The following is a 23,044-nucleotide window of genomic DNA, read 5'->3' as shown; positions in this document are numbered from 1 at the left end:
TGCGCCCGCAGCCACGAACCGACTCCACAAGGACCCGCCACCATGGGCAAGACCACAGGATTTCTGGAATACGAGCGCGTCGAGGGGGGCTACGCCCCTGCGCCCGAGCGCGTCAGGCACTACCGCGAATTCGTCATCGCGCTGGACGAGGACCAAGCCCGCGTGCAGGCCGCGCGCTGCATGGACTGCGGCACGCCGTTTTGCAACCACGGCTGCCCGGTCAACAACATCATCCCGGACTTCAACGACCTGATCTATCGCCAGGACTGGGCCAGCGCGATTGCCGTGCTGCACAGCACCAACAACTTCCCCGAGTTCACCGGCCGCATCTGCCCCGCGCCCTGCGAGGCCGCCTGCACGCTGAACATCAACAGCGCGCCGGTGGGCATCAAGAGCATCGAGCACGCCATCATCGACCGCGCCTGGGCCGAGGGCTGGGTGCAGCCGCAGCCGGCCGCTCGCCAGACCGGCAAGCGCGTGGCGGTGGTCGGCTCGGGGCCGGCCGGGCTGGCGGCGGCGCAGCAGCTGGCACGCGCCGGGCACGCGGTGACGGTATTCGAGAAGAACGACCGCGTGGGCGGCCTGCTGCGCTACGGCATTCCCGACTTCAAGCTGGACAAGGGCCACATCGACCGGCGCATGGCGCAGATGCAGGCCGAGGGCGTGGTGTTCCGCACGGGCGTGCTGGTGGCGGGTGCGGACGGCTTGGGGCCGGACGCGCGCATCACCAACGGGGCCAGCGAGACCGTGAGCCCGGCGCAGCTGGGCGAGCAGTTCGACGCCGTGCTGCTGGCCGGCGGCGCCGAGGTCTCGCGCGACCTGCCGGTGCCCGGGCGCGAGCTGAAGGGCGTGCACTTCGCCATGGAATTTCTGCCGCAGCAAAACAAGGCCAACGCCGGCGACAAGCTCAAGGGGCAGATCTCGGCGGCGGGCAAGCACGTCGTCGTGATCGGCGGCGGCGACACCGGCAGCGACTGCGTGGGCACCAGCCGGCGCCAGGGCGCGGCCAGCGTCACGCAGTTCGAGCTGATGCCCATGCCGCCGCAGGTCGAGGACAAGCCGCTCACCTGGCCCTACTGGCCGCTCAAGCTGCGCACCAGCTCCAGCCACGAGGAGGGCTGCGAGCGCGAATTCGCCATTGCCACCAAGGCCTTCACCGGCGAGCGCGGCCGCGTCACCGGCGTGCAGACCGTGCGCGTGCGCCCCGAAGGCGGCCGGCTGGTCGAGGTGCCGGGCAGCGAGCAGACCTGGAGCGCCGATCTGGTGCTGCTGGCCATGGGTTTCACCCAGCCGGCCGCCAGCGTGCTGGGCGCCTTTGGCGTCGAGCGCGACGCGCGCGGCAACGCCCGTGCCAGCACCGACTCCACCGGCGGCTACGCCACGGGCGTGCCCAAGGTCTTCGCCGCCGGCGACATGCGCCGCGGCCAGTCGCTGGTGGTCTGGGCCATCCGCGAAGGCCGGCAGGCGGCGCGCGCGGTGGACGAGTTCCTGATGGGCGCGTCCGACCTGCCGCGCTGAGGCAGCGCATCCCATTGCAGCGCTCATTATTTGATAGCTGCTGGCGCTTGATCTGCGGGCGCTGGAGGCCGATTTGACTGATATTTCCTGGCCGGCGCCGCGGCAGCGCTGGCCATCGGTGGGACAATCGCGGGTTTGCCCGGGTGCTTGCACCCGCTTTTGTTTCCTCCTTTCGGAAAATAGCCATTCCCATGAAGAAGTTTGCCGCTGTCGCTCTGCTGACCCTCGGGGCCGTGCTTGCCGGTTGTTCCAAGCAGGAGCCGGCCACGCCTGCCGCCGCCGCGCCCGGACCTGCTCCCGCCGCCGTGACGAAAATCGTCGTCGGCCTGGACGACAACTTCCCGCCCATGGGTTTTCGCGACGACAAGAACGAGCTGGTCGGCTTTGACATCGACATGGCCCGCGAGGCCGCCAAGCGCCTGGGCCTGGAGGTCGAGTTCAAGCCCATCGACTGGAGCGCCAAGGAGGCCGAGCTGTCGGGCAAGCGCGTGGACGCGCTGTGGAACGGCCTGACGATCACCGAAGAGCGCAAGCAGAACATTGCCTTCACCGCGCCCTACATGGAAAACCACCAGATCATCGTGGTGCCCGCGGGCTCGGCCATCAAGACCAAGGCCGATCTGGCCGGCAAGGTGGTCGGCGCGCAGGAAGGCTCCAGCGCCGTGGACGCCGTGAAGAAGGAAGACGCCGTGTTCAAGTCCCTCAAGGAGCTCAAGACCTTCGGCGACAACGTGACCGCGCTGATGGACCTGGCCACCGGCCGCCTGGAGGCCGTGGTGGTGGACGAAGTCGTGGGCCGCTACTACGTCGCCAAGAAGCCCGACCAGTACGCCGTGTTGGAGGACAACTTCGGCACCGAGGACTACGGCGTGGGCGTGCGCAAGGACGACACCGAGCTGGTGGCGAAGCTGGACAAGGCTTTGACCGAGATGAAGGGCGACGGCGCCGCGGCGAAGATCGCCGAGCAGTGGTTCGGCAAGAACATCATCAAATAAAGAGCAACCCCCTGTGTCGCTGCGCTCCTTCCCCCTTCTCTCGAATTGCTGCGCAATTCGGGAAGGGGGACGACGCCAGCGCTGCGGGGCGGCCCTTGCGCGGCGTCCGCTGGCCTGGCGCGCGCCAGTATCTGCGGGCGCGGCCTTTATGGAGCGTCTGCTGATCTGTGGCGTGGGCGCTGCGCAGCCTGACTCCCCTTTCCGCCTGCGGGAGAGGACGAGGGGGGTGCGTGTCTCTGGGCGCGACATTCTTCATTCCTTCGTGCTGCCTCGCTCCGCCTGACGCATTTCCGCATGGATTACGTTCTTTCCCTCTTCGCCCCCCTGGCGCAGGGCGCGGTGGTCACACTCAAGCTGTTTGCCATCACGCTGGCGCTGGCGCTGCCGCTGGGCCTGGCGCTGGCGCTGGCGCGGCTGTCGCCCATCAAGGCGCTGTCGGGCGCGGTGAATGGCTACATCTGGCTGATGCGCGGCACGCCGCTGATGCTGCAGATGCTGTTCATTTACTTCGCGCTGCCCTTCGTGCCGGTGGTGGGGGTGCGGCTGCCGGACTTTCCTGCCGCCGTGGCGGCGTTTGCGCTGAACTACGCGGCCTACTTTGCCGAAATTTTTCGCGCCGGCATCCAGTCGGTGGACCGGGGCCAGTACGAGGCGGCCAAGGTGCTAGGCATGAGCTATCCGCAGACCATGCGGCGCATCGTGCTGCCGCAGATGGTGCGCACCATTTTGCCGCCCATGAGCAACGAGACCATCACCCTGGTCAAAGACACCTCGCTCATCTACGTGCTGGCGCTCAACGATCTGCTGCGCGCCGCGCGCGGCATCGTACAGCGCGACTTCACCACCACCCCCTTCATCGTCGCCGCCGCGTTCTATCTGTTCATGACGCTGGTGCTGACCTGGGGCTTCCAGCGCCTGGAGCAACGCTATGCCAAGTTCGACCAGTGAGGCGGGCAGCGGCCTCATGATCGAGGCGCGCGATGTGAAGAAGCGCTTTGGCAGCCACGAAGTGCTGCGCGGCATTTCGCTGTCCGTGCGCCACGGCGAGGTGGTGGCGCTGATCGGCCCCTCGGGTTCGGGCAAGAGCACGTTTTTGCGCTGCCTGAACCACCTGGAGACCATCGACAGCGGCCACGTGGCGATCGCTGGCGACACCCTGGCCACCACCGACGCCCAGGGCCGCTGCGTCTATGTGCCCGACCCGCAGCTGCGCCGCATCTGCGCGCGCACCGGCATGGTGTTCCAGCACTTCAACCTGTTTCCGCACCTGACGGTGCTGCAGAACCTGATCGAGGCGCCCATGGTGGTGCAGGGCCTGGCGAAAGGCGCGGCCATCGAGCGGGCCGAGGAGCTGCTGGCCAAGGTCGGCCTGTCGCAAAAGCGTGACAACTACCCCGGGCGCCTGTCCGGTGGGCAAAAGCAGCGCGTGGCCATTGCGCGGGCGCTGGCCATGCAGCCCGATGTGATGCTGTTCGATGAGCCCACCAGCGCGCTCGACCCTGAGCTGACCGGCGAGGTGCTGCGCACCATGCGCGAGCTGGCCGACGGGCGCATGACCATGCTGGTCGTCACGCACGAGATGGGTTTTGCGCGCGAGGTGGCGAACACCGTGGCCTTCATGGACCAGGGCGAGCTGATAGCGGCCCGCCCCGCGCGCGAATTCTTCGCCGACCCCGGCCACGAGCGCGCCCGTGCCTTCCTGAATCACATGCTCTGACGCGGCGCGCGAGACTGCGCGCCGCCCCAGCGCATCCCTTGGAGCGCGTGCGCAGAACGCCCATGAAAAAAGGGCCCTCAGGCCCTTTAAGCGCTGGGGCGCTCGATCACTTGTGCTGCTGGCCCTGGCCTCCGCCCTGGGCTCCACCTTGACCCCCTTGGCTGCCACCCTGGCCGCCACTCTGCCCCCCCTGGCCGCCGCCCTGACCGCCACTCTGGCCGCCCTGACCACCACCCTGACCGCCACTCTGGCCGCCCTGACCACCGCCTTGACCGCCACTCTGACCGCCTTGACCGCCGCTTTGGCCGCCCTGGCCGCCACCTTGACCTCCTTGGTTGCCACCCTTGGCGCCCTGGTTGCCGCTTTCGCCGCCGCCCTGGCCTTGCTGACCCTCCTGGCTGCCACTGCGGGCACCCTGGTTGCCGCTCTCACCTCCGCCTTGACCGTTCTGGGCGCCTTGGTTGTTGCCTTGAGATGTGGACATGTGAAGTACTCCTGAAGGTTCTCAAAAGCCGAAAGTGGCCGTTGAAAGGTCATGCTGCGCCACGCTCGAGCCGGCTCCTGTAATCAAGCACGCCGCCCAGGCGCTGTTTTGTATCAGTTCACTACGCGCTGCGACCGCCGTGTCTGCCTGCCGGGGCGGCCACCGATGACGTGCATGCGCCTGGCGCTGGGGCATGATGGCTGCCATGCCCGCCTGGATCGACACCCATGTTCACCTGGACGAATTCATCCACCACGGCGGCGCCGCGCACGCCAATGCCGAGCGAGAGCGCGCCGCGCAGGCCGGCGTGGCGCACTGCGTGCTGCCAGCCGTGGAGCGTGCCAACTTCGATGCCGTGCGCGAGCTGGCGCACCGCCATGGCGACAGCTACGCGCTGGGCATCCACCCGCTGTTCACGCGCAACGCAGGCGACGATGACCTGCAGGCCCTGGCCGATGAGCTTGCGCAGCGCGCCGATGACCCGCGCTTGGTGGCCATCGGCGAGATCGGGCTGGACTATTTCGACAAGACGCTCGACGACGCGCGCCAGCAGCGCCTCTGGCGCGAGCAGCTGCGCCTGGCACGCACGCATGACCTGCCCGTGATCGTGCATTCGCGCCGCTCGGTGGACCAGGTGCTGAAAGGCCTGCGCGAGCTGCCCGTGCGCGGCGGCATTGCCCACGCCTTCAACGGCAGCGAGCAGCAGGCGCGCATGCTCATCGACCTGGGCTTCAAGCTGGGCTTTGGCGGCGCGGCCACGTTCGAGCGCGCGCACCAGATCCGCCGCCTGGCAGCCAGCCTGCCCCTTGATGCGCTGGTGCTGGAGACCGACGCGCCCGACATCCCGCCGCACTGGCTGTACGTGACGGCGGCCGAGCGCGAGGCCGGCGCGCCACCCGCGCGCAACAGCCCGGCCGAGCTGCCGCGCATTGGCGCCGTGATTGCCGAGCTGCGCGGCATGCCTGCCGATGAGCTGGCTGCTGCCTGCCGCGCCAATGCCTGCGCCGCACTGCCGCGCCTGGGTGCGCTGCTGGCATGAAGTTCTGGGTGTTTTTGGCCTCCAGCGCCCGCCAGTCAAGCGCCAGCAGCTATTGATTTGATAGCTCCACAATCCGCTACCCTACGAAGCCCGCATTTCCTGGACCACGCCTTGACCCGCAAGAAGACCCCCGCCACTGCCGAGCTGCCCGAAGTCAGCGTCTCCGATGACGGCGAGGTGCGCCACCTGCACCTGGGCACGCCGTGGATCCAGGGCTCCATGCGCATTGCCGAGCCGTTCGCCATCGAGCTGGAATACGTGCAGCGCATGATGGCCTGGCTGCTGTTCGTGCCGCCCGAGAGCGTGTCCAAGCGCAACGCCCTGCAGCTGGGCCTGGGGGCGGGGGCCATCACCAAGTTCTGCCACAAGCTGCTGCGCATGCGCACCACGGCGGTGGAGCTGAACCCGCAGGTGCTGGGCGTGTGCCGCGCCTGGTTCAAGCTGCCGCCCGACGGCCCGCGCTTGGCCGTAGTGCTGGCGGACGCCGCGCAGCACATCCGCCGCCCCGAGCTGGCCGGCACCGTGGACTTTCTCGCGGTGGACCTGTACGACCACGAGGCCGCCGCGCCGGTGCTCGACAGCGCCGAGTTCTACGCCGACTGCCGCGCCCTGCTGACGGACGACGGCTGCCTCACCGTCAACCTGTTCGGCCGCGCCAGCAGCTACGACCGCAGCCTGGCCCAGATGGCCGAGGCCTTCGGCGAGCAGGCCCTGTGGGCCTTCAAGCCCACGCGCGAAGGCAACACCGTGGTGCTGGCCCAGCGCACGCCCAGCCGCCCGAAGCGCGACGAGCTGCAGGCGCGCGCCGAGCACATCCAGGCACGCTGGGACCTGCCCGCGCCCAAGTGGCTGCGCGTGTTCAAGCCCGTCGCCGCCTGACCTTCCTTTTGCCCTTCGCACCATGAGCACCGCGCCCGACCTCGACAGCATTCCCTCCGCCCCGGCGGCGCCGCCGGCAGCCGCCCCCACGCCGCCCGGCGGGCCGCTGCACTGGCGCCAGGTGGTGGACTGGCTGCGCGCGGACGGCGTCATCACCGCCGAGGAAGCGCAGCGCACCATCAACCGCTGCCAGCATGCCGAAAGCAGCCAGCACCCGCTGGTACGCCTGGGCGCCGTGGCCGTGCAGCGCGCCCGCGACGGCAAGCCGCTCGATACCGAACTGCTGACCGAATACGTGGCGCAGCGCACGGGCCTGCCCTACCTGCGCATCGACCCGCTCAAGGTGGACGTGGGCCGCGTGGCCGACGCCATGAGCGCCAGCTACGCCGAGCGCCACAAGGTGCTGCCGGTGCAGGTCACCGGCAAAGAGGTGGTGGTGGCCACGGCCGAGCCCTTCATCGATGACTGGGTGGGGGAGGTGCAGCGCCAGGCCAAGCGCGAGGTGCGCCGCGTCATGGCCAACCCGCAGGACATCACGCGCTACACGGCCGAATTCTTCGCCCTGGCCAAGTCCGTGCGCGCGGCGCAAAAGGCCGGCGGCGGCGCCACCGGCAGCAGCTTCGAGCAGCTGGTGGAGCTGGGCAAGACCGGCAAGCAGCTGGACGCCAACGACCAGGGCGTGATCCGCGTGGTGGACTGGCTGTGGCAGTACGCCTTCGACCAGCGCGCCAGCGACATCCACCTGGAGCCGCGGCGCGAGCAGGGCGTGATCCGCTTTCGCATCGACGGCGTGCTGCACCCCGTCTATCAGATGCCCATGGGCGTCTTGAACGCCATGGTGGCGCGCATCAAGCTGCTCGGGCGCATGGACGTGGTGGAGCGCCGGCGCCCGCAGGACGGGCGCATCAAGACGCGCAACCCGCGCGGCGACGAGGTCGAGATGCGCCTGTCCACGCTGCCCACGGCCTTCGGCGAGAAGATGGTCATGCGCATCTTCGACCCCGACAACGCGGTGAAGGACCTGGACGCCTTGGGTTTTTCGCCGCACGACGCGGGCCGCTGGGAGCAGCTGGTCACGCGCCCGCACGGCATCATCCTGGTCACCGGGCCCACGGGCTCGGGCAAGACGACGACGCTGTACTCCACGCTCAAGCGCGTGGCCACCGAGGAGGTGAACGTCAGCACGGTGGAAGACCCCATCGAGATGATCGAGCCCAGCTTCAACCAGACGCAGGTGCAGCCGCAGCTGGACTTCACCTTCCCCGAAGGCCTGCGCGCGCTGATGCGCCAGGACCCGGACGTGATCATGGTGGGCGAGATCCGCGACCTGCAGACGGCCGACATGGCGGTGCAGGCGGCGCTCACCGGGCACCTGGTGTTTTCCACCCTGCACACCAACGACGCACCCAGCGCCGTCACGCGTTTGATGGAGCTGGGCGTGCCGCCGTACCTCATCAATGCCACGCTGCTGGGCGTGCTGGCGCAGCGCCTGGTGCGCACGCTGTGCAAGCAGTGCCGCCAGCGCGACCGCGAGGCCAGCCCCGACGCGCTGGCCGCTTTGATCCGGCCCTGGAAGGTCACGGGCTACCGCGCCTACAAGCCCGTGGGCTGCGTGGACTGCCGCATGACGGGCTTTCGCGGCCGCGTGGGCCTGTATGAGCTGCTGACGGTGAGCGAGGCGCTGAAGGCACAGATCAACGAGGCGCCCTCCATCGATGCGCTGCGCCGCCAGGCCGTCAAGGACGGCATGCGCCCGCTGCGCCTGGCCGGCGCGCTGCGCGCCGCAGAAGGCCTCACGACGCTGCAGGAAGTCATCGCCGCCACCCCGCCGCTGGAGTGAGGGCCCGCCGCGCGCGGCGGTAGGTGGAATCCACATCCGGCCCCAAGGGCCCGCACAGCACAATCGCCGCTCATATCCAATGCGGGAGGCATTCGTGCAAATCAAGAGCCAGAGGGACTTCTTCTCGGGCCTGCTGTACCTGTCGGTCGGCGTGGCCTTCGCGTGGGGGGCGACCAACTACAGCATAGGCAGCGGCGCCCGCATGGGGCCGGGCTACTTTCCGCTGCTGCTGGGCATTTTGCTGGCCCTGATCGGGGGGGTCATCATGTTCAAGGCCACGGTGGTGGAGACCGAAGACGGCGAGCCGGTGGGCCGCTGGGCCTGGAAGCAGATCGTGTTCGTCATCGGCGCCAACCTGGCCTTTGGCGTGCTGCTGGTCGGCCTGCCCAGCTTCGGCATCCCGGCCATGGGGCTGATCGTGGCGATCTACGGCCTCACTTTCATCGCCAGCCTGGCGGGCGACCACTTCCGCTTCAAGGAGGTGTTCATCCTGGCCACGGTGCTGGCCGCAGGCAGCTACGTGGCCTTCGTGTGGGCGCTGAAGCTGCAGTTCCCCGTCTGGCCCAGCTTCATCGTGGGCTGACGAGCCGTCCGCCCTCAGGAAATCCGACCATGGAATTGTTCGACCATCTCTCCATGGGGTTCGGCGTGGCCTTCACGTTCCAGAACCTCATCTACTGCTTCGTCGGCTGCCTGCTGGGCACGCTGATCGGCGTGCTGCCGGGCGTGGGCCCGGTGGCCACCATCGCCATGCTGCTGCCGGCCACCTATGCGCTGCCGCCGGTGTCGGCCCTCATCATGCTGGCCGGCATCTACTACGGCGCGCAGTACGGCGGCTCCACCACCGCCATCCTGGTGAACCTGCCGGGCGAATCGTCCTCGGTGGTCACGGTGATCGACGGCTACCAGATGGCGCGCAAGGGCCGCGCCGGGCCGGCGCTGGCGGCCGCGGGCATCGGCTCGTTCTTCGCCGGCTGCGTGGGCACGGTGATCCTGGCCGCCTTTGCGCCGCCGCTGACCGAAGTGGCCTTCAAGTTCGGCCCGGCGGAGTATTTCTCGCTGATGGTGCTGGGCCTGATCGGCGCCGTGGTGCTGGCCTCGGGCTCGCTGCTCAAGGCCGTGGGCATGATCGTGCTGGGCCTGCTGCTGGGCCTGGTGGGCACCGACGTGAACTCGGGCGTGGCCCGCTACAGCTTTGACGTGCCCGAACTCACCGACGGCATCGACTTCGTGGTCATCGCCATGGGCGTGTTCGGCTATGGCGAGATCATCGCCAACCTGTCGCGCCCCGAGGACGAGCGCGAGGTGTTCGCCGCCAAGGTCACCGGCCTGATGCCCACGCGCGAGGACTTCAAGCGCATGTTCCCCGCCATGCTGCGCGGCACCGGCCTGGGCTGCGCCCTGGGCATCCTGCCCGGCGGCGGCGCGCTGCTGTCGGCCTTCGCCGCCTACACGGTGGAGAAGAAGACCAAGCTCAAGCCCGGTGAAGTGCCCTTCGGCCAGGGCAACATCCGCGGCGTGACGGCGCCCGAGTCGGCCAACAACGCCGGCTCGCAGACCTCCTTCATCCCGCTCTTGACCCTGGGCATCCCGCCCAACGCCGTGATGGCGCTGATGGTCGGCGCCATGACCATCCACAACATCCAGCCGGGGCCCCAGGTCATGACCAGCAACCCCGAGCTGTTCTGGGGCCTGATCGCCTCGATGTGGATCGGCAACCTCATGCTGATCATCCTGAACCTGCCCCTGATCGGCATCTGGATCAAGCTGCTCACCGTGCCCTACCGCTGGCTGTTCCCCTCCATCGTGCTGTTTTGCGCGCTGGGGGTCTATTCCACCAACAACAACTCGTTCGACGTGTGGATGGTGGGCGCGTTCGGCTTCATCGGCTATCTGTTCTACAAGCTGGGGATGGAGCCTGCGCCGCTGCTGCTGGGCTTCATCCTGGGGCCGATGATGGAAGAAAACCTGCGCCGCGCACTGCTGCTGTCGCGCGGCGACTGGAGCGTGCTGGTGACGCGGCCCATCTCGGCCGGCCTGCTGGTGGCGGCGCTGCTGCTGCTGGTGATCGTGCTGCTGCCGGCAGTGAGCAAGAAGCGCGAGGAGGCGTTCGTCGAGGAATAGCGCCACGGCGGCGCACGCAAAAAAGGCGCGACCTCCGTCGCGCCTTTTTTACGGGAAGAGCCGCGCCGCCGTCGGCTCAGGGCTGGCCGTCCTTGCCATACAGCGGCGAGCGCGGGCCGTGCAGCAGGCCACCGGGGCGGCCTGCGTACAGCAGCCGGCCATTGGTGATTTCTGCGACCTGCACGCTGCGGTCCGACAGGGTCTCCACGATCTGGTCGATCAGCGCAGACACCAGCATGCCGACCACGCTGCCGCCCGAGCCCTTGTTTTCCGCCGTGGAGGCAGTGGCTTCGCCATTCCACAGCTGCTCGCCGGTGCGCAGGTCCACCAGGCGGGCGTGCAGCGTCACGCGGGTTTCGCTGCGCACCACGGCGTACACGGAGCCGTACTGGCGCACGTCCAGGTACAGCGCGGCGTCGGCGCCGAAGATCTCGCGCAGCTTGGCCAGCGGCAATTCCTGCGCGTCGTTCGCAGAAATGATGCCGTTTTCGCGAAAGGTCTCGTCCGTCACGGCCACGGGCAGCACGTAGTAGCCGGATTCGGCCAGTGGCCGCGTAGCGCTGGAGAGCACGCCGGCCGGAGCCGCCACCTCCGGCGTCTGGTTCAGCGGCGGCAGCACCACGATGGACTGGGGCTTGGCCTGGCGCAACGCCGTGTAGTCATAGGGCTGGGGGGCGGCGCAGCCAGTCAGCAGCACCACGGCCGCGGCGCAGGCAGTCCATGCGGCGCGGCGGGCAATACGCGAGATCATTGTTCAGCCTTCGGTGTGAGCGTGCGCAGGAGAAAGTCCATGAAGGATGAGGACTCGGGGAAGTGGGCCTTTTCGGCGGTGATCGCGGCGGCGCTCTTGTCCACCTGGCCGGCCTTGGCATACAGCATGCCCATGTGGGCGCGGTAGCCGGGCGGCAGTGCCTGGCCGCGCTGGGCCATGGTTTGCTCGGCCTGCTCGAGCTGGGCGATCTGCTCGGCCGGATCGGCGTTGCCACCGCTCTTGAGGTAGGCATACACCTGGGGCTGGTAGCCCTCCCAGCCGTACAGCGGCTTCGCGACATTGCTGGCGCAGCCCACGGTCAGCGCGGCGACGGCGGCGCAGGCCGCCAGGCGGCCCATGGCAAGGGGGGCGCCCCTCATTGCGCAGGCACCCACGCGCCGGAATCGACCCCGGCGGCCAGCTTGTCCACGGCCTCGCGGATGGCCAGGTCGAGCACCTTGCCGTTCAGCGTGGAGTCGTAGCCGGCGCTGCTGCCAAAGCCGACGACCTCGCGGCTGGACAGGCTGTACTCGCCCGCGCCCTGGGCGGCATAGACCACCTCGCCTGTCTGCACGCGCACCACGTTCAGGCTGACCTTGGCATAGGCGACCTGCTCCTTGCCGCGGCCCAGCACGCCGAACAGCTGGCGGTCGCCGACTTCCTTGCGGCCGAATTCGGTCACGTCGCCGGTGATGACGAACTGCGCGCCCTTGAGGGTCTGCGCCTGCTTGAGCAGGGCGGCTTCCTGCTGGGTTTCCGTCATGTTGGTGCGGTCCAGCACGTTGAAGCGGCCGCTTTGCTGCAGATGCGTCACCAGGATGGTCTGCGCCTGGCCGCCCAGGCGGTCCACGCCGTCGGAGAAGATGCCGCGCTGGAAATTGGAGCGGTTGGCGAACTTGCCGATGGAGATCGGGCTGCGCACGCCCTGGTAGGCGTGGGTGGCAGCGGTGGGCTTGGGAGTGTCGAGAGCGCGGGACTGCTCGGTGGTCACGCAGCCCGTGGTGGCCGCAGCGGCCGCGATGGTGAGCGCAGCAATGCGCCAGGAAGAGCCGTTCATCGGGTAAAGAAACAAGAGTTCAGGGACGGCGGCGGATGATACACAAATATACAAAATATGCCGATTTTGTTTCAATTTGTGTGCGTTTCCTCACGCTTGCCCTGCCTTGCCGGGCTGCTTTCAGCTGTTCGTCAAATCGGCCCCTTCCACCAGAAACTGCACCCGCCGCTCGCCGCGCCACTCGTTCACGTCCAGCCGAAAGGCCAGCAGCGCGCTTGACGGCAGCGGCTCGGTGCGGCCGAACCAGATGGCGTCCACCGGCTGGCCTTGGTGCAGCAGCTTGAGCGACAGGTGCCGCCCGCCTTCGCCCACCAGGCGCTGGCTGAGCACCTGCACCTCTTCGCTGAACGTGGGCGGGGCAAAGCCCTGGCCCCAGACCTCGCGCGCCAGGGTGTCCACCAGGTCGGGGCGGCGGTATTGGGGCGCCAGGGGGCCGTCGGTTTCCAGGCGGCGAGTCAGGGTGGCTGCGTCCAGCCATTCCTGGGCCACCTGGGCGAAAGCCTGCTCGAAGGTGCCCATGTGCTCCTCGGCCACGGTGCAGCCGGCGGCCATGGCATGGCCGCCAAACTTCAGCAGCACGCCAGGGTGGCGCTTGGCCACCAGGTCCAGCGCGTCGCGCAGGTGAAAGCCGGGGATCGAGCGGCCCGAGCCCTTGAGCTCATGCGCCTTGCCCGGGGCGGCGCTGGGGGCGAAGACGAAGGTCGGCCGGTGCAGCCGGTCTTTCAGGCGCGAGGCGACGATGCCGACCACGCCTTCGTGAAAGTCCGGGTCGAACACGCTGATGGCCGGCGGCGGCTCCTCGCGCTCATCGAACAGGCTCTCGGCCAGCGCCTGTGCCTGATCGCGCATGCCGCCCTCCAGCTCGCGCCGCTCGCGGTTGATGGCGTCCAGCTGGCGCGCCAGCTCGCCGGCGCGGCTGCCGTCCTCGGTCAGCAGGCATTCGATGCCCAGCGTCATGTCGGCCAGCCGGCCGGCGGCGTTGATGCGCGGGCCCAGCGCAAAGCCGAAGTCGAAGGTGGTGGCGGCGTCGGGCCGGCGGCCGGCGGCCTCGAACAGCGCGCGGATGCCCGGCTGCATCTGTCCGGCGCGGATGCGCTTCAGGCCCTGGGCGACCAGGCGGCGGTTGTTGCCATCGAGCTTGACCACGTCGGCCACGGTGCCCAGCGCCACCAGGGGCAGCAGGGGCTCCAGCCGCGGCTGGGTGCCCTGGTCGAAGCGGCCGCGCGCGCGCAGCTCGCTGCGCAGCGCCATCAGCACGTAGAACATGACGCCCACGCCGGCGATGCACTTGCTGGGAAAGTCGCAGCCGGGCTGGTTGGGATTGACGATGGCGTCGGCCTCGGGCAGCCGGGGGCCGGGCAGGTGGTGGTCGGTCACCACCACCTTCAGGCCCAGAGCGCGTGCCTGCTCCACGCCCTCGCAGCTGGCGATGCCGTTGTCCACGGTGATCAGCACGTCCGCGCCGCGCTCGGCCACGCGGCGGGCTATTTGGGCCGTGAGGCCGTAGCCGTCCACCACGCGGTCGGGCACCAGGTAATCCACGTGCTGCGCGCCCAGCAGCTGCAGGCCGCGCACGGCCACGGCGCAGGCGGTGGCGCCGTCGCAGTCGTAGTCGGCCACGATCATCAGGCGCTGGCTCTGCTCCATGGCGTCGGCCAGCACGCGGGCAGCCTGGGCCGCGCCGTGCAGGCCGCCGGGCGGCAGCAGACGAGCCAGGGCGTCGTCCAGGTCCTCCTTGCCGCTGACGCCGCGGGCGGCGTACAGGCGCGCCAGCAGCGGGTGCACGCCGGCCTGCTCCAGCGCCCAGGCGGTGCGGGGCGGGCAATCTCTTACTATTATTTTCATAGCTGTTCGCGCAAGTCCATCAAGCGCTGGCGGCCAAAAAGGCCTTGAATCCTCTGGCGCAGGCTGCGCGGCGCCGTATCCCACTGCAGGGCCGAGCGCTCGCCGCACAGCGTCAGGCGCGCCTGGCCGCCGGCGGCCACGTGGGCGGCCAGGCGGGCGACGGGGCCGGCGTCCAGCTGCTGCCAGGCCGCGGCCCAGGCGCTCCAGTCTTCGCGCAGCGCGGCCTGCTGCAGCGCTTGGGGCATCTCGGGCAGGGCCACAGGCGCGGGCCGCTCGGCCAGGGCGCCGGCGCCGTGCAGCCAGAAGGCGTTGACGGCGGGCAGGCCGCGCGCGGCGCGCTGGTCGCTCCAGGGGTGGGTGTACAGCAGCATCTGCATCTCGCTGTGCAGGCGGTGCAGCGTGCGGGCGCCGGCGGCGTCGGGCATCCAGGCGCGCACGTCGCGGCCGACGACGCGGTCCAGCGATGCCGTGGCCAGGCCCTGCAGCGCGGCGCCGCGCGCCAGCCAGCGCGTGGGGGCGTCGTATTCCAGCCCGATGCCGTCCTGGGCGAACCACGGGGCCAGCACGGCCAGCAGCGCGCGCGAATCGGCCTCGTCCAGGCGCAGCTGCTGCGGGTCGGGCATGGTGACGTGGTCGGCGCCCACCTGCCACTGGCAGGGCGTGACCCAGGCGCAGGCCTGGCCGGCGGGCACGTCGGCGCGGGCCCAGGCGGCCCAGGGCGTGGTGCCGGCGCTGCTGGCGGGCAGGCCCAGGTGGCGCGCCAGGGCGCGTTCGTGCGGAGGGGAGAAGTCGGTTTCCTCGCCGGCGTCGGCGCCGGCGGGGGTCAGGCGGGCCAGCAGGCGCTCCAGCTGCGGCAGCTGCAGGCCCTGCAGTGCCTGCTGGCAGCCGGGCGCGGGGCTGGCGGCCAGCGGGATCAGCAAATGGAGTTTGTCTGGCATCGGCCGTATTGTCCGGGATGCCACAATGCGCCCGCCCCAACGGGCTGCCGTGCCCCTACGGCGGGCCACGGCAAGTCCCCTTTCCTCCTGCATGCAAATTCCCTACGAACTGGCCCTGGGCTGGCGCTACACGCGCGCCGGGCGCGCCACGCGCCGCAACGGCTTCATCTCCTTCATCTCGGGCGTGTCCATGCTGGGCATCGCCCTGGGCGTGGCGGCGCTGATCATCGTGCTGTCCGTGATGAACGGCTTTCAGAAAGAGGTGCGCGACCGCATGCTCAGCGTGGTCTCGCACATCGAGATCTTTGCGCCCGACGGCGGCGCGCTGCCCGACATGGAGCGCACCCTGGCCGAGGCGCGCGCCAACCCGAATGTGATCGGCGCTGCGCCCTTCGTGGCGGCGCAGGCGCTGCTGGCGCGCGGCGAGGACATGAAGGGCGCGATGGTGCGCGGCATCGACCCCCACCGCGAGGCCGAGGTGACCGACCTGGCGGCCGAGAACGTGGAGGGCCTGAAGGCCCTGATGCCGGGCGAGTTCCGCGTGGTGCTGGGCAGCGAGCTGGAGCACCAGCTGGGCGTGACGGCGGGCGACGTGGTCACGCTGATCGCGCCGGCCGGCCAGGTCACCCCGGCCGGGGTGGTGCCGCGCCTCAAGCAGATGACGGTGGCCGGCACGTTCAATTCCGGCCACTACGAGTACGACGCGGCCCTGGTGCTGCTGCACCATGAGGACGCCGAGCGCATCTTCCGCCTGGAGGGCCCCACCGGCGTGCGCCTGAAGCTCAAGGACCTGCACCAGGCGCCCCAGGTCACGCAGGAGCTGGCGCGCAGCCTGTCGGGCCACCTGTTGATCCGCGACTGGACGCAGCAGAACAAGACCTGGTTTGCGGCCGTGCAGCTGGAAAAACGCATGATGTTCATCATCCTCACGCTGATCGTGGCGGTGGCGGCGTTCAACCTGGTCTCCACCCTGGTCATGACCGTGACCGACAAGCGCGCCGACATCGCCATCCTGCGCACGCTGGGCGCCAGCCCGGCCAGCATCATGGGCGTGTTCGTGGTGCAGGGCGCCATGGTGGGCGTGATCGGCACGCTGGGCGGGCTGGCCCTGGGACTGGCCGTGGCCTTCAACATCGACGTCATCGTGCCGGCCATCGAGCGGCTGCTGCACACCAGCTTTCTGCCCAAGGACATCTACCTGATCAGCCGCATGCCCAGCGAGCCGCTGGCGGCCGACATCGTGCCGATCGCGCTGATCTCGCTGGTGCTGGCCTTCGTGGCCACGCTGTATCCGAGCTGGCGCGCCAGCCGCGTCAACCCTGCGGAGGCCCTGCGCTATGAATGACAACGTGGTGCTGCAGGCGCGCGGCCTGTCCAAGCGCTTCACCGAAGGCCGGCTGGACGTGGCCGTGCTGCGCGGCGTGGACCTGCAGGTGCATGCCGGCGAGACGCTGGCCATCGTCGGCGCCTCGGGCTCGGGCAAGAGCACCTTGCTGCACCTGCTGGGCGGGCTGGACGCGCCCAGCAGCGGCACGGTGCTGCTGGCTGGGCAGGACCTGGCCGCGCTGCCCGCGGCCGCCCAGGGCCGGCTGCGCAACGAGCAGCTGGGCTTCATCTACCAGTTCCACCACCTGCTGCCCGAGTTCAGCGCCCAGGACAACGTGGCCATGCCGCTGCGCATCCGCCGCCAGCCCTACGAGCAATGCCTGGCCCAGGCCGCGCAGATGCTGCAGGCCGTGGGCTTGAAAGAGCGCGTGCTGCACCGCCCGGCCGAGCTGTCGGGCGGCGAGCGCCAGCGCGTGGCCATCGCCCGGGCACTGGTCACCCGGCCGGCCTGCGTGCTGGCCGACGAGCCCACGGGCAACCTGGACCGCGCCACGGCCGACGGCGTGTTCGCCCTGATGCTGGAGCTGGCGCGCAGCCGCGGCACGGCCTTCGTCATGGTCACGCACGATGAGCAGCTGGCTGCCCGCTGCGACCGCATGGTGCGCCTGGTCTCGGGCGCGCTGGCCTGAAGGGCGCCTCTTTCGCTATTGAAAGAGGAGCTGCTGGCGCATGCCCTGCAAGGCTTTGCGGCCGAAAAGGCATAAAAAAGCCCCTCCGTACGCTGAAGGGGCCTTGTTGCGGCGCCGGGCGCGGCGGGCGTTCAGCCGGCCGTCACCGTCACCGGCGGCAGCTGCGCCGGGTCGCGCACGTCGCCCAGCACGTCGCCGCTGTGGATGGGCAGGGCAGGGCGGGCCAGCAGCTCGCGCACGAAGTTGGGCTGCGCCAGCAGTGCGTGGTGCATGGCGCCGTTGTACAGCTGCAGGCCCTGCAGGCCGCGCGCGGCGATGCGTGCATCGACCTCCTGCTCCGTGAGGGCGGCCGGGTCGGTGGTGTCCGACGCCATGCCCATGCACCACAGCGTGCCGTACAGCGGCACGTACTGCAGGTAGGGCCGGAACACCGGGAACACCTCGCGCACCGATGCGGCAATGCGCGCCATGCTCTCGGCCAAGTGCACGGGCGAGCCCAGGTGCAGCGACAGCACGCCGCCGGGGTTCAGCGCCTGCCGGCAGGCCTGGTAGAAGGCCACGGTGTACAGCTCGATGGCCGGGCCGAACGGGTCGGTCAGGTCCAGCACGATCTGGTCGAAGCGCTCGCCGCCGTGGCCCAGGAAGGCGCGCGCGTCGCCCAGGTGCACCTCCAGGCGCGGGTCATCGAAGGCGCCGCGGTGGATGCCCGGCAGCCACTGGCGCGCCATGTCCACCACGTCGCCGTCCAGTTCGGCCAGCACCACGCGCTCGATGCCAGGCAGCTTGAGCAGCTCCTCGGCCGCCCCGCCGTCGCCGCCGCCCACCACCAGCGCGCGCTTCACGCCCGGGTGGGCGATGGCCGGCAGATGCACCATGGGCTCGTGGTAGAAGAATTCGTCGCGCTCGCTGGTCATGAACACCCCGTCGATGCGCATCACGCGCCCGAACTGCGGGTTGTCGAAGACCTCGATGTGCTGCCACCGGGACTGCCGCTGCGCCAGCGTGGCGCTGCTGGACAGGTACAGGCCGAAGTCGGCGCTCAGGCGCTCGGCCAGGTAGCGAGCGCTCATGCCCGATCGACGCTGTGCAGGTGCGGGTCGCCCGGCTTGAAGGCCGCCAGCAGGTCGTCGAACAGCTTTTGCGCCTTCGGGCGGTTGTTCTCGGTGTAGTTGCAGACGTACACGTCCAGCGTCACGTAGCCGGCCTCGGGCCAGGTGTGGATGGCCAGGTGCGACTCGGCCAGCACCACCGCGCCGGTCACGCCGCCGCCTTCGCCGAAGCTGTGGAACAGCGAACCCACGGTCGTCAGGCCGGCTTCGTCCACGCGCTGCCGGCAGAAATTTTCCAGATAGGCCGCATCCAGCATCAGGCGGCTGTCGCACAGACAGCCGTACAGGTCACCGATCAGGTGCAGCCCGGTGGCGTGGCGCTGCACGGCAGGAGGGGCGATGGGGACGACGGACTGGTAGTTCTTCATGGAGGCAGGGACCCTTTCTTCCTACGCTCGGCTGAGCGTGACAGACAAATGGCGAGGCCAAAGGGTTCGCACCCCCGGCGGTCGCCGACCGGCGCGCTGCGGCGGCGTCCGCGCACGAAGGAATGGGGAGGGGGGAATGTCCCTGGCAGGAAAGGCTCCTGCCCGTCATTGCCGCGCCCTTGGTTCCATCGTGCGCTTGTGAAAGGGCGCCTGGCAACGCTGACAGCAATCCGCTCGGCAAGGCGAGCGTGACATTTTGTAGAACCCGCGATTGTAGCAAATCGTCCTATCAATGCCACATGGCTGGCGACGCCCCCGCCTGAAAAACCGGGTTTGCCCCTATCATGGCGGGTTGGTCTGCAGCGCCGAGGAGGGCAGCAGACCGGTTTTTCACCATGCCCGACACCCCAACAGCCGACCCCAGCGCCAGCGCCCACGTGGAGCTGCGCGGCGTCACGTTCGGCTACGGCGAGCGCGTGGTGCTGCAGGACCTGTCGCTTGCCGTGCCGCGCGGCAAGGTCACGGCCATCATGGGCGCCTCCGGCGGCGGCAAGACCACCGTGCTGCGCCTGATCGGCGGGCAGCACCGGGCGCAGGGCGGCCAGGTGCTGGTGGACGGCCAGGACGTGGGCGCCATGGACCCGGCGCAGCTGTACGCCATGCGCCGGCGCATGGGCATGCTGTTTCAGTTCGGCGCGCTGTTCACCGACATGAGCGTGTTCGAGAACGTGGCCTTCCCGCTGCGCGAGCACACCGACCTGCCTGAAGGCCTGATCCGCGACGTGGTGCTGATGAAGCTCGCCGCCGTCGGCCTGCGCGGCGCGCGCGATCTCTTGCCCAGCCAGATCTCCGGCGGCATGGCCCGGCGCGTGGCGCTTGCGCGCGCCATCGCGCTGGATCCGCAGCTGGTCATGTACGACGAGCCCTTCGCCGGGCTGGACCCGATCTCGCTGGGCACGGCCGCCCAGCTCATCCGCCGCCTGGGCCAGGCCATGGGCCTGACCAGCATCGTCGTCTCGCACGACCTGGAGGAGACCTTCCGACTGGCCGACCACGTCATCATCCTGGGGCCCGGCAACGTGGCCGCGCAGGGCACGCCCGAGGAGGTGCGCGCCAGCCAGGACCCGCTGGTGCACCAGTTCGTGCGCGCCCTGCCCACCGGGCCGGTGCCCTTTCACTACCCGGCCCCCAGCGTGGCCGAGGATTTCGGAGGCCTGCCATGAGCTGGTGGCGCCCCTCTCACGTCGGCTACGCCGTGCGCAGCAAGCTGGCAGCCCTGGGCGCCGGTGCGCGGCTGTTCGTGCGGCTGCTGTCGCTGGCCGGCGCGGTGGCGCAGCGTCCGGCGCTGCTGCGCGACCAGATCCACTTCCTGGGCAACCATTCGCTGTCCATCATCGCCACCTCGGGCCTGTTCGTGGGCTTCGTGCTGGCGCTGCAGGGCTACAACGTGCTGCAGCTGTACGGATCGGCCAATTCGCTCGGCCTGGTCGTCACGCTGGGGCTGGTGCGCGAGCTGGGGCCGGTGGTCACGGCGCTGCTGTTTGCCGGGCGCGCCGGCACCTCGCTCACCGCCGAGATCGGCCTGATGCGCGCCGGCGAGCAGCTGTCGGCCATGGAGATGATGGCGGTGGACCCGGTGCGCCGCATCCTGGCGCCGCGCTTTTTCGCCGGCGTGATCGTCATGCCGCTGCTGGCGGCCGTGTTCAGCGCCGTGGGCGTGCTGGGCGGCTGGCTGGTGGGGGTGGTGCTGATCGGCGTCGATGGCGGCGCCTTCTGGGGCCAGATGCAGGCCGGCGTGGACGTGGTGCGGGACGTGGGCAACGGCGTGGTCAAAAGTGCCGTATTCGGCGTCACGGTGACCTTCGTGGCGCTCTTGCAGGGTTTTGTCGCCAAGCCGACGCCCGAGGGCGTGTCGCGCGCCACCACGCGCACCGTGGTGATGGCCTCGCTGGCCGTGCTGGCACTGGACTTCGTGCTCACGGCGCTCATGTTCAGCATCTGAGCGAGGACCCATCGATGAAAAAAGCCCAACGGGGCGCCCGAGCGGGTGCCTGGAGGTAAGCGAGTCATGCAGCATTCCAAGAACGACATCTGGGTCGGCCTGTTCGTCCTGCTGGGGGCGGCGGCGCTGCTCTTCCTGGCTCTGCAGTCGGCCAACCTGCTGCAGCTGAACTGGCGCAGCGGCTACACCATCGCAGCGCGCTTTGACAACATCGGCGGGCTGAAGCCCCAGGCGGCGGTGCGCAGCGCCGGCGTGGTGGTCGGGCGCGTGCAGTCCATCGCTTTTGATGACGCCACCTACCAGGCGCGGGTGACGCTGGAGATGGACCAGCGCTACGTCTTTCCCAAGGACAGTTCGCTGAAGATCCTGACCAGCGGCCTGCTGGGCGACCAGTACATCGGCATCGAGGCGGGCTTCGAGGAAGCCCGCCTGGCCGAGGGCGACACCGTCACCGCCACGCAGTCCGCCGTGGTGCTGGAAAATCTCATTGGCCAGTTTCTCTACGGCAAGGCCGAGGAAGGCGCAGGAGGCAAGAAATGACAACCCCACTGCAACCCGTCTCGATCCTGCGCAGGCGCGGCGCCGCTGCTGCGCTGGCCGCGGCGCTGCTGGCCGGCTGCGCCAGCGGACCGGGCGCCCATCCGGATGACCCTCTGGAGCCCTACAACCGCTCCATGACCACCTTCAACGAGAGCGTGGACGATGCCGTGCTCAAGCCGGTGGCGACCCTGTACCGCGACGTGACGCCCCGCCCGCTGCGCACCGGCGTGAACAACTTCTTCGGCAACCTGGGCGAAGTCTGGACTTTCGTCAACAACGTGCTGCAGCTGCGCGGACGCGAGGCCTACGACAGCCTGGTGCGCTTCAACGTCAACACCGTCTTCGGCCTGGGCGGCGTGCTGGACATCGCCAGCGAAATGGGCCTGCCGCGGCGCAAGCAGGACTTCGGCCTGACCCTGGGCCGCTGGGGCGTGCCGACCGGTCCCTATCTGGTGCTGCCGCTGCTGGGCCCATCCACGGTGCGCGACACCGCCGCGCTGCCGGCGGACTGGTGGGGCGACGGCGTGCGTCAGGCCGATCCTGTCTCGGCGCGCAACTCGCTGTACGGCCTGCGCGTGGCGGACCGCCGCTCCCAGCTGCTGGGGGCAGGCGCGGTGCTGGACAGCGCGGCGCTGGACTCCTACACCTTCACCCGCGACGTGTACCTGGGCGTGCGCAACCGCAATGCGCCCGCGGGGCGGGCAGGCGCGGATGCAGGCGCTGACGGCCGCCTGCCGGACGACTACTGAGCCCAGGCCGCGCCGCGGCTGTTGCAGCCGCTTGCATCCCTGCACCAACGCGAAGCAATGCCGGTGCGGGCTGCCCGCACAATCGGCGGTTTCCCGCAGCTTTTCTACCCCCTTGAGGACCACCGCCATGACCATCACCCGCCGCCAGCTGATCGAGACCGCCGCCCTGGTGGCCGCCGGCCTCGCCCTGCCCGGGCTGGCGCTGGCCGCCGACGAGGCACCTGACGCGCTGGTGCGGCGCCTGTCCAGCGAGGTGCTGAACACGGTGCGCAACGACAAGTCCATCAAGGCCGGCGACGTGGACCGCATCATCGCGCTGGTGGACCAGCTCATCCTGCCGCACGTGAACTTCCGCCGCATGACGGCCGCTGCCGTGGGCCCCGGCTGGCGCAGCGCCACGCCCGAGCAGCAAAAGCGCCTGCAGGACGAATTCAAGCAGCTGCTGGTACGTACCTATGCCGGTGCGCTGGACCAGGTGGCCGACCAGACCGTCGTGGTGCGCCCGCTGCGCGCCGCGCCCGAGGACAAGGACGTGCTGGTGCGCACCGAGGTGCGCGGCCGCGGCGAGCCGGTGCAACTGGACTACCGCCTGGAGAAGACGCCCGGCGACGGCGCCGGCTGGAAGATCTACAACCTCAACGTGCTGGGCGTGTGGCTGGTCGATACCTACCGCACCCAGTTCGCGCAGGAGATCAACAAGGAAGCCGATGCCCGCAAAGGCATTGACCGGCTGATCGAAACCCTGAGCGCGCGCAACAAGTCCAACGCCGGCGGGAAATAAGCGCAAGCCATGCTGATCCTGCCCGCCGAGCTCACCCACCGCCAGGCGCGCGCCTGTGCCCAGCTGCTGCTGCAGGGCCTGCAGGGCGAGCGCGGCTCGCAGATCGTGGTGGACGCGGGGCCGCTGGTCACCTTCGACTCCAGCGCGCTGGCGGTGCTGCTGGAATGTCGCCGCGCCGCCGTGGCCGAGCAAAAGGGCCTGGTGGTCAAGTCCATGCCCGCGGGCCTGGCCAGCCTGGCCGGGCTCTACGGCGTGGCCGAGCTGCTGCCCACCGTCTAGCGAGCGCGGGCCCG

The 23,044-nt window shown here is 69.6% G+C and carries 25 protein-coding genes; 18 read left to right on the top strand and 7 right to left on the bottom strand.

Going from position 1 to position 23,044, the window contains the following annotated elements:
* Positions 1–42: 42 nt before the first annotated feature.
* The 10 genes from C7H73_RS14205 (at position 43) to C7H73_RS14155 (ending at position 10,596) form a co-directional block, all read left to right on the top strand.
* The gene (locus C7H73_RS14205; RefSeq protein WP_106847249.1) at positions 43–1,518 is read left to right on the top strand and encodes a glutamate synthase subunit beta; all 1,476 of its coding nucleotides are present in this window, start codon (positions 43–45) and stop codon (positions 1,516–1,518) included.
* A gap of 191 nt (positions 1,519–1,709) precedes the next feature.
* Positions 1,710–2,513, top strand: a complete 804-nt coding sequence (locus tag C7H73_RS14200) for an amino acid ABC transporter substrate-binding protein (RefSeq protein ID WP_106847248.1) — start codon at positions 1,710–1,712, stop codon at positions 2,511–2,513.
* Between the two features lie 294 nt (positions 2,514–2,807).
* Entirely contained in the window at positions 2,808–3,461 is a 654-nt protein-coding gene (locus C7H73_RS14190) for an amino acid ABC transporter permease (RefSeq protein WP_106847247.1), read from the top strand.
* Complete coding sequence (locus C7H73_RS14185; protein ID WP_106847246.1) at positions 3,442–4,230, top strand: amino acid ABC transporter ATP-binding protein; 789 nt, start codon at positions 3,442–3,444, stop codon at positions 4,228–4,230. Before C7H73_RS14190 ends, C7H73_RS14185 begins: the two co-directional genes overlap by 20 nt.
* Before the next feature lie 157 nt (positions 4,231–4,387).
* Positions 4,388–4,729, top strand: a complete 342-nt coding sequence (locus C7H73_RS14180; RefSeq protein ID WP_157948356.1) for a hypothetical protein — start codon at positions 4,388–4,390, stop codon at positions 4,727–4,729.
* A 190-nt stretch (positions 4,730–4,919) separates the two neighbouring features.
* The gene (locus tag C7H73_RS14175; RefSeq protein WP_193483927.1) at positions 4,920–5,753 is read left to right on the top strand and encodes a TatD family hydrolase; all 834 of its coding nucleotides are present in this window, start codon (positions 4,920–4,922) and stop codon (positions 5,751–5,753) included.
* A 111-nt stretch (positions 5,754–5,864) separates the two neighbouring features.
* Positions 5,865–6,632, top strand: a complete 768-nt coding sequence (locus C7H73_RS14170) for a spermine/spermidine synthase domain-containing protein (protein WP_106847243.1) — start codon at positions 5,865–5,867, stop codon at positions 6,630–6,632.
* A 22-nt stretch (positions 6,633–6,654) separates the two neighbouring features.
* Positions 6,655–8,472: a GspE/PulE family protein gene (locus tag C7H73_RS14165; protein ID WP_106847242.1), complete on the top strand. Its 1,818-nt coding sequence runs from the start codon at positions 6,655–6,657 to the stop codon at positions 8,470–8,472.
* Between the two features lie 94 nt (positions 8,473–8,566).
* Positions 8,567–9,055: a tripartite tricarboxylate transporter TctB family protein gene (locus C7H73_RS14160; protein WP_106847693.1), complete on the top strand. Its 489-nt coding sequence runs from the start codon at positions 8,567–8,569 to the stop codon at positions 9,053–9,055.
* Positions 9,056–9,084: 29 nt separating this feature from the next.
* On the top strand, positions 9,085–10,596 hold the full coding sequence (locus tag C7H73_RS14155; protein WP_106847241.1) for a tripartite tricarboxylate transporter permease: 1,512 nt from the start codon (positions 9,085–9,087) through the stop codon (positions 10,594–10,596).
* Positions 10,597–10,672: 76 nt separating this feature from the next.
* Here C7H73_RS14155 and C7H73_RS14150 read toward each other — a convergent pair whose 3' ends face one another.
* From C7H73_RS14150 to C7H73_RS14130, 5 genes are all read right to left on the bottom strand, one after another.
* Entirely contained in the window at positions 10,673–11,347 is a 675-nt protein-coding gene (locus C7H73_RS14150; RefSeq protein ID WP_106847240.1) for a DUF799 domain-containing protein, read from the bottom strand.
* Positions 11,344–11,727, bottom strand: coding sequence for a DUF4810 domain-containing protein (locus C7H73_RS14145; protein WP_227001358.1), 384 nt, complete (start codon positions 11,725–11,727; stop codon positions 11,344–11,346). Before C7H73_RS14145 ends, C7H73_RS14150 begins: the two co-directional genes overlap by 4 nt.
* The gene (locus C7H73_RS14140; protein ID WP_106847238.1) at positions 11,724–12,404 is read right to left on the bottom strand and encodes a CsgG/HfaB family protein; all 681 of its coding nucleotides are present in this window, start codon (positions 12,402–12,404) and stop codon (positions 11,724–11,726) included. Before C7H73_RS14140 ends, C7H73_RS14145 begins: the two co-directional genes overlap by 4 nt.
* Positions 12,405–12,524: 120 nt before the next feature.
* On the bottom strand, positions 12,525–14,249 hold the full coding sequence (gene recJ / locus C7H73_RS14135) for a single-stranded-DNA-specific exonuclease RecJ (protein ID WP_106847237.1): 1,725 nt from the start codon (positions 14,247–14,249) through the stop codon (positions 12,525–12,527).
* The gene (locus C7H73_RS14130) at positions 14,246–15,187 is read right to left on the bottom strand and encodes a phosphoglycerate mutase (protein ID WP_106847236.1); all 942 of its coding nucleotides are present in this window, start codon (positions 15,185–15,187) and stop codon (positions 14,246–14,248) included. Before C7H73_RS14130 ends, recJ begins: the two co-directional genes overlap by 4 nt.
* Positions 15,188–15,278: 91 nt before the next feature.
* Between C7H73_RS14130 and C7H73_RS14125 the strand changes: the two genes are divergently transcribed.
* Together C7H73_RS14125 and lolD are read left to right on the top strand one after the other, a co-directional pair.
* Positions 15,279–16,532, top strand: coding sequence for a lipoprotein-releasing ABC transporter permease subunit (locus C7H73_RS14125; RefSeq protein ID WP_106847235.1), 1,254 nt, complete (start codon positions 15,279–15,281; stop codon positions 16,530–16,532).
* A complete protein-coding gene (lolD, locus tag C7H73_RS14120; protein WP_106847234.1) occupies positions 16,525–17,202 on the top strand; it encodes a lipoprotein-releasing ABC transporter ATP-binding protein LolD in 678 nt (225 codons plus the stop codon). The genes C7H73_RS14125 and lolD overlap by 8 nt, the downstream gene beginning before the upstream one ends.
* A gap of 131 nt (positions 17,203–17,333) precedes the next feature.
* Here the strand turns inward: lolD and speE are convergent, their stop codons facing one another.
* Together speE and speD are read right to left on the bottom strand one after the other, a co-directional pair.
* Complete coding sequence (gene speE, locus C7H73_RS14115) at positions 17,334–18,272, bottom strand: polyamine aminopropyltransferase (RefSeq protein ID WP_106847233.1); 939 nt, start codon at positions 18,270–18,272, stop codon at positions 17,334–17,336.
* Positions 18,269–18,679, bottom strand: coding sequence for an adenosylmethionine decarboxylase (gene speD, locus C7H73_RS14110; RefSeq protein WP_106847232.1), 411 nt, complete (start codon positions 18,677–18,679; stop codon positions 18,269–18,271). The genes speE and speD overlap by 4 nt, the downstream gene beginning before the upstream one ends.
* A 395-nt stretch (positions 18,680–19,074) precedes the next feature.
* On the opposite strand from speD, the gene C7H73_RS14105 reads away from it, so the two are divergent.
* From C7H73_RS14105 to C7H73_RS14080, 6 genes are all read left to right on the top strand, one after another.
* Entirely contained in the window at positions 19,075–19,902 is an 828-nt protein-coding gene (locus C7H73_RS14105) for an ABC transporter ATP-binding protein (RefSeq protein WP_106847231.1), read from the top strand.
* Positions 19,899–20,681: a lipid asymmetry maintenance ABC transporter permease subunit MlaE gene (gene mlaE / locus C7H73_RS14100; RefSeq protein ID WP_106847230.1), complete on the top strand. Its 783-nt coding sequence runs from the start codon at positions 19,899–19,901 to the stop codon at positions 20,679–20,681. Before C7H73_RS14105 ends, mlaE begins: the two co-directional genes overlap by 4 nt.
* A 66-nt stretch (positions 20,682–20,747) precedes the next feature.
* Complete coding sequence (gene mlaD, locus C7H73_RS14095) at positions 20,748–21,221, top strand: outer membrane lipid asymmetry maintenance protein MlaD (RefSeq protein WP_106847229.1); 474 nt, start codon at positions 20,748–20,750, stop codon at positions 21,219–21,221.
* Complete coding sequence (locus tag C7H73_RS14090) at positions 21,218–21,970, top strand: MlaA family lipoprotein (RefSeq protein WP_106847228.1); 753 nt, start codon at positions 21,218–21,220, stop codon at positions 21,968–21,970. The genes mlaD and C7H73_RS14090 overlap by 4 nt, the downstream gene beginning before the upstream one ends.
* A gap of 127 nt (positions 21,971–22,097) precedes the next feature.
* Positions 22,098–22,751, top strand: a complete 654-nt coding sequence (locus C7H73_RS14085; RefSeq protein ID WP_106847227.1) for an MlaC/ttg2D family ABC transporter substrate-binding protein — start codon at positions 22,098–22,100, stop codon at positions 22,749–22,751.
* 9 nt (positions 22,752–22,760) lie between these two features.
* The gene (locus tag C7H73_RS14080; protein WP_106847226.1) at positions 22,761–23,030 is read left to right on the top strand and encodes an STAS domain-containing protein; all 270 of its coding nucleotides are present in this window, start codon (positions 22,761–22,763) and stop codon (positions 23,028–23,030) included.
* Positions 23,031–23,044: the final 14 nt, after the last annotated feature.

The sequence above is a fragment of the Pulveribacter suum genome, assembly GCF_003013695.1.
Taxonomy (GTDB): domain Bacteria; phylum Pseudomonadota; class Gammaproteobacteria; order Burkholderiales; family Burkholderiaceae_C; genus Melaminivora; species Melaminivora suum.
The sequence above is the reverse complement of the archived record's forward strand: the minus strand, read 5'-3'. Positions and strand labels throughout refer to the sequence as shown.

Coding starts and splice junctions, on each gene's coding strand:
- C7H73_RS14205 (WP_106847249.1), top strand. CDS start 43: ATGGGCAAGACCACAGGATTTCTGGAATACGAGCGCGTCGAGGGGGGC.
- C7H73_RS14200 (WP_106847248.1), top strand. CDS start 1,710: ATGAAGAAGTTTGCCGCTGTCGCTCTGCTGACCCTCGGGGCCGTGCTT.
- C7H73_RS14190 (WP_106847247.1), top strand. CDS start 2,808: ATGGATTACGTTCTTTCCCTCTTCGCCCCCCTGGCGCAGGGCGCGGTG.
- C7H73_RS14185 (WP_106847246.1), top strand. CDS start 3,442: ATGCCAAGTTCGACCAGTGAGGCGGGCAGCGGCCTCATGATCGAGGCG.
- C7H73_RS14175 (WP_193483927.1), top strand. CDS start 4,920: ATGCCCGCCTGGATCGACACCCATGTTCACCTGGACGAATTCATCCAC.
- C7H73_RS14165 (WP_106847242.1), top strand. CDS start 6,655: ATGAGCACCGCGCCCGACCTCGACAGCATTCCCTCCGCCCCGGCGGCG.
- C7H73_RS14155 (WP_106847241.1), top strand. CDS start 9,085: ATGGAATTGTTCGACCATCTCTCCATGGGGTTCGGCGTGGCCTTCACG.
- C7H73_RS14150 (WP_106847240.1), bottom strand. CDS start 11,347: ATGATCTCGCGTATTGCCCGCCGCGCCGCATGGACTGCCTGCGCCGCG.
- C7H73_RS14145 (WP_227001358.1), bottom strand. CDS start 11,727: ATGAGGGGCGCCCCCCTTGCCATGGGCCGCCTGGCGGCCTGCGCCGCC.
- C7H73_RS14140 (WP_106847238.1), bottom strand. CDS start 12,404: ATGAACGGCTCTTCCTGGCGCATTGCTGCGCTCACCATCGCGGCCGCT.
- recJ (WP_106847237.1), bottom strand. CDS start 14,249: ATGAAAATAATAGTAAGAGATTGCCCGCCCCGCACCGCCTGGGCGCTG.
- C7H73_RS14130 (WP_106847236.1), bottom strand. CDS start 15,187: ATGCCAGACAAACTCCATTTGCTGATCCCGCTGGCCGCCAGCCCCGCG.
- C7H73_RS14125 (WP_106847235.1), top strand. CDS start 15,279: ATGCAAATTCCCTACGAACTGGCCCTGGGCTGGCGCTACACGCGCGCC.
- lolD (WP_106847234.1), top strand. CDS start 16,525: ATGAATGACAACGTGGTGCTGCAGGCGCGCGGCCTGTCCAAGCGCTTC.
- speE (WP_106847233.1), bottom strand. CDS start 18,272: ATGAGCGCTCGCTACCTGGCCGAGCGCCTGAGCGCCGACTTCGGCCTG.
- speD (WP_106847232.1), bottom strand. CDS start 18,679: ATGAAGAACTACCAGTCCGTCGTCCCCATCGCCCCTCCTGCCGTGCAG.
- C7H73_RS14105 (WP_106847231.1), top strand. CDS start 19,075: ATGCCCGACACCCCAACAGCCGACCCCAGCGCCAGCGCCCACGTGGAG.
- mlaE (WP_106847230.1), top strand. CDS start 19,899: ATGAGCTGGTGGCGCCCCTCTCACGTCGGCTACGCCGTGCGCAGCAAG.
- mlaD (WP_106847229.1), top strand. CDS start 20,748: ATGCAGCATTCCAAGAACGACATCTGGGTCGGCCTGTTCGTCCTGCTG.
- C7H73_RS14090 (WP_106847228.1), top strand. CDS start 21,218: ATGACAACCCCACTGCAACCCGTCTCGATCCTGCGCAGGCGCGGCGCC.
- C7H73_RS14085 (WP_106847227.1), top strand. CDS start 22,098: ATGACCATCACCCGCCGCCAGCTGATCGAGACCGCCGCCCTGGTGGCC.
- C7H73_RS14080 (WP_106847226.1), top strand. CDS start 22,761: ATGCTGATCCTGCCCGCCGAGCTCACCCACCGCCAGGCGCGCGCCTGT.